We start from the raw sequence: 4867 nt of genomic DNA, 5'->3' as shown, positions 1-4867 counted from the left end.
ATATATAGGTTTTAAGGATTTAGGAGAAGAGTTTAAGGAAGAGGAGCATCCTTATTTAGATGATCTTGATATCTTTGGAAAGGGATCTCTTTATCAATTTTTAGCTATGCCAATGACTCCTAAGGGAAGAGAGAATCTAGGTAAATCTCTTAAAGGAGAAAAAAACCTTAGTAAGGAAGAGATACTAAGAAAACAACAAGGAGTTTTAGAACTTTCTAAGGCAAATATGTTTAGGGAAAGACTTCATGGAAAGGCAAGGGTATATGAGGATAGATTAAAGCATTATAAAGATCTGATTAATTTTGGAAATAGCCCTGTAGAAGAATTAGTTAAGGGTAATAATATATTTTTAGCTATTATAAGTGGGGTTACAGTTATAAGCTTTATACTAGGATTTGGACTAAAGAGGATACCTTATTTTGTTCCAGAACTTCTTCTTATTCTACAGCTTTTAATTCTTCAAATGAATAAGAAAAAAAGGCAAGAGGTATTTAAGATAATTGCTGAGCAAAATAAAAGTCTCTATGCTTATAAGGAAATAATAAGGCTTATAGAAAGAAGAAACTATAAAAGTGAGATTTTAAAAGAGTATAAAGATGCACTAAAATCTAATAATAAATCATTATACCAAGGAATGAATGAACTTTATAATGTATCTGAGTCATTAAAAAACAGACAGAACGCTGTTTATTTAATTTTAAATGCGTTTTTACTTTTAGATTATCATTACTATGCTAAGTTAAATAATATAAAAAAGCAATGGGGCAAAAATATAGAAAAAGCCTTAGAGGTTATAGGCGATTTTGAAGAACTTAGTTGTTATACTTCTTTAATAAGTGACTTACAGGGATATTCTATGGCAAACTTTAGCGAGGATAGAGTACTAAAAGGGGAGAATATAGCCCATCCTTTAATAGGAGAAAGGGCGGTAGAAAATTATATAGATTTAAATGACAAGAGTACCCTTTGGCTTATAACAGGATCTAATATGTCAGGAAAAAGTACTTATTTAAGGACCATAGGTATAAATTTAGTTTTAGCTTATGCAGGAGCACCAGTTCGTTCACATAATTTCATTTGTAGTAAAATGAATATATATACATGTATGAGGACGGGAGACAATTTAGAAAAGAGCATATCTTCTTTTTATGCAGAGATACTAAAGGTAAAAAGGGTAGTAGAAGCATGTAAAAGAGGAGAAAGTGTATTTTTCCTTTTAGATGAAATATTTAAAGGAACCAATTCAAAGGATAGACATAAGGGAGCTGAAATTCTTATAAGTCAGCTTATAAAAAAACATACCTTAGGTCTTGTTTCTACCCATGATTTGGAGCTTTCAGCTATGGAGAGTATAAATCCAAAGATTAAGAACTATAACTTTAGGGAATTCTTTGAAAATAATGAGATAAAGTTTGATTATAAACTAAGAAGTGGAGTATCTCAAACCCAAAATGCACTTTATTTAATGAAGATGGCAGGTATTGAGATAGAGTAAAAACTGGAGGGAATCGGCTTGGATAGTATAATTTATAAGTATATAACTATCATAACTATTATTCTATGCATTTTTGCTATTGTTAGGTTAGTTATAAAATTTAGTTACCTTAGAAAAGTAAAAGAAGGGGAAGAAAAAAATAATAAGGCAATAGCTTTGACCTATGTTTTATTTATAGAAATACTATGTCTTATAGTATCCTTCATAAACCTATTTCTTTGGAAAAATCTTATAATATCCTTAGCTCTTTTTTTACTATGTATAGCAATGCAATATGATAAAATAATATATATATTATGTCATGATGAAAATAAATTATAGTATTAAAATAATAATATGGTTGACATAGATAAAAAAAATATGTATAATTCACTTTATCAAGAAAAACAGTAGTTTATATCATCATAATTTAGAAGTATAGTAGTTTTAGTATAATTGTGATGATAGTAGTAGGATTAATCTAATTGGTAAAAGCGTTTAGCTTAGAAGGATAGTAGAAGCATAGTAGGAGTACAGAAAAAAGTACAGTAGTTTTAAATTTTGTGTAATATATTATAGCTTAATAGCGTGTTAGGTTATTTTATTAAAATAGAATATTATAAGTAAATCTTTGCTATAGATTTAATAAAGTCATAGTGAAGTTAGGATTATAAAAAATAGTAGTACAGTAGTTAAGTAGGAGATATAGATTTAAGTAGGTAGATATTTTGCGTTTAAAATAGCCCTCTCCATGTAACTATTGGAGAGGGCTTTATTGATTTTGTAGAAAATTTTAATTTAAGATATAAAAATAAACAAAGATAAAGCTTTGTTTTAATATACCATATACAAAATAAAAATAAATATTAGGAGGATGGTAGTATGGTAGGAAAAAAATCAATTTTATTATTAAGTTCAATTCTAGTGAGCATGTCTTTATTTGCAGCATGTACAAAAGGATCAGGTGAGACCTTGTCAAAGGACAAAATAGTGAATATTGGTATATCACAAATAGCATCTCATCCAGCTTTAGACTTAGCTAGGGAAGGGTTTATAGAAGCTTTAAATTCTAAAGGATTTAAAGAGGGAGAGAATCTTAACATAGAAGTTCAAAATGCAGAAGGAGATATTGCTACTTCTCAGATGATAGCCCAAAGCTTTGTATCAAATAAGCAGGATTTAATATTTGCTATTGCAACTCCAGCGGCACAGGCTGCTTTTAATACAACAAAAGATATTCCAATTATAACTACAGCTGTAACAGATGCAGTTAAGTCAGGTCTTGTAGAATCAAAGGATAAATCAGGAACCAACGTTGCAGGTACTAGTGATGCAGTTCCTATAGATAAGCAATTAAAACTTGTAAAAGAAGTATTTAAGGATGTAAAAACCATAGGAGTTTTATACAATACTAGTGAAGTAAACTCTGAAATCCAAGTAAATAACTTAAAAGAATTAGCTAAAGAGATGAATATAGAAGTTATTGAAAAGGGAGTAAACAGCGTAAATGATATAAGTCAAGGACTAGATTCAATTTTAGATAAAATAGATGTATTATACACTCCAGCAGATAATATGGTAGCTTCATCTATGCCATTAATAGCTTCAAAAGCATTAGAAAAGAAAGTTCCAATAATGGGGGCAGAGGAAGCTCACGTTAAAGGGGGAGCTTTAATTACAGAAGGTGTTAATTACAAAAAGCTTGGATTTGAAGCAGGACTTATGGCTGTAGATGTTATAGAAGGAAAGAATATAGAAGATATGTCAATAAAGAACTCAGAGGATACTGAGCTTGTTATAAATGAAGATACATTAAATAAGCTTTCAATAGAGATTCCTCAGGAGGTAATGAAAAAGGCAAAGCTTATAAAGGGGGGGAATTAATATGACCTTCTTTATGGGAGTTTTAGAGCAGGGACTTATTTTTGCTATAGGAGCTTTAGGAGTATATATAACTTACAGTATATTAGATTTTCCAGATCTATCTGTAGATGGAACCTTTAGTTTAGGAGCCGCAATTACAGCGGCTTTAATTTTAAATGATGTGGACCCAGCTTTATCATTAATTTTTGCTTTTATTGGAGGAGCTCTAGGAGGATTAGTTACTGGAATCCTTCATGTGAAATTTAAAATAACTAATCTTTTGTCAGGAATTTTAGTTATGACAGGTTTATATTCAATAAACCTAAGGGTAATGGGAAAGGCTAACTTACCAATATTTAATAAGAAAAATATATTTTCAGTTAATATAGAGATGGTAATAATTTTAGCTTTAATAACTTTAGCTATAAAGATACTCATGGATATATTATTTAAGACTAAGTTTGGTTTTATACTAAGAGCTACTGGGGATAATGATGCCCTAGTTACTTCCCTTGGAGTAAATAAGGGTACAATAAAAATACTTGGTCTTATGATATCCAACGGACTTGTGGCTCTAAGTGGAGCTATAATGGCACAATACCAAAGATTTTCAGATATATCTATGGGAAATGGTTTTATAATTATAGCCTTAGCTTCAATAATACTTGGACAATCTGTATTTAAGAAGGAAAAATTATTAAAAAGTACTACAGTGGTTATAATTGGAGCAATATTATATAAGTTAAGTGTAGGGGTTGCCTTAAACCTAGGATTCCCTCCTACAGATTTAAAGATTATAACATCATTGATAGTTGTTCTAGCTATAGTTATGAATAATAACTCTTTAATAAATAAATTTAGATTTTCTTTAAAGAAAAGGGGTGATTTAAATGCTTAATATAAAATCTATAGAGAAAAAATTTAATAAGGGAACCTTAAATGAAACAACTCTTTTTAATAATTTTGACTTAGAAATAAATAAAGGTGATTTTATAACTATTGTAGGTAGTAACGGAGCAGGAAAATCAACCCTTTTAAATATAATATCAGGTGCTTTAGATGTAGACTCTGGTAATATAGTCTTAGAAGGAAAGGATATAACAACCTTAAAAGAGCATAAACGTTCAAAGTTTATAGCTAGGGTATTCCAAGATCCAACAAAGGGTACGTCTCCATCTATGACTATTTTAGAAAATCTATCTTTAGCAGAGAATAAAGGCAAGAGGTTTGGTTTTTCTTTAGGGGTGAATAAAAAAAGGATAGAAGATTTTAAAGAGCAGCTTTCTATACTAAATCTAGGACTTGAGGATAAGATTCACACAAAGGTAGGTATGCTGTCAGGAGGACAAAGACAAGCGCTTTCTTTACTTATGGCTACATTGAAAACACCACAGGTTCTACTTTTAGATGAGCATACAGCAGCTTTAGACCCTAAAACTTCAGAAAATATTATAGAACTTACGGATAAAATAGTCAAAGAAAAACAAATCACTACTATTATGATAACTCATAATTTAAATCATGCAATAG

General features: G+C 29.8%; 5 protein-coding genes. All 5 read left to right on the top strand.

Translation table 11 applies throughout. The features are described 5' to 3' along the window. Nucleotides 1–1495: MutS family DNA mismatch repair protein (locus AB2369_RS11395; protein ID WP_367666600.1), on the top strand; the 1495-nt coding region annotated here is incomplete at its 5' end. A gap of 18 nt (nucleotides 1496–1513) precedes the next feature. Continuing rightward, nucleotides 1514–1816, top strand: coding sequence for a hypothetical protein (locus AB2369_RS11390; protein ID WP_367666599.1), 303 nt, complete (start codon nucleotides 1514–1516; stop codon nucleotides 1814–1816). Between the two features lie 540 nt (nucleotides 1817–2356). Next, the gene (locus AB2369_RS11385) at nucleotides 2357–3358 is read left to right on the top strand and encodes an ABC transporter substrate-binding protein (protein ID WP_367666598.1); all 1002 of its coding nucleotides are present in this window, start codon (nucleotides 2357–2359) and stop codon (nucleotides 3356–3358) included. Nucleotide 3359: 1 nt separating this feature from the next. Beyond that, on the top strand, nucleotides 3360–4235 hold the full coding sequence (locus AB2369_RS11380) for an ABC transporter permease (RefSeq protein WP_367666597.1): 876 nt from the start codon (nucleotides 3360–3362) through the stop codon (nucleotides 4233–4235). After that, nucleotides 4228–4867 (top strand): ABC transporter ATP-binding protein (locus tag AB2369_RS11375; protein WP_367666596.1); only part of this gene is annotated, 640 nt, incomplete at its 3' end. The genes AB2369_RS11380 and AB2369_RS11375, both read left to right, overlap by 8 nt.

The organism is Clostridium sp. (assembly GCF_040797585.1).
Taxonomy (GTDB): domain Bacteria; phylum Bacillota; class Clostridia; order Clostridiales; family Clostridiaceae; genus Clostridium_Z.
Note: the sequence above shows the minus strand (reverse complement) of the source record. Positions and strands in the feature narration are given on the sequence as shown.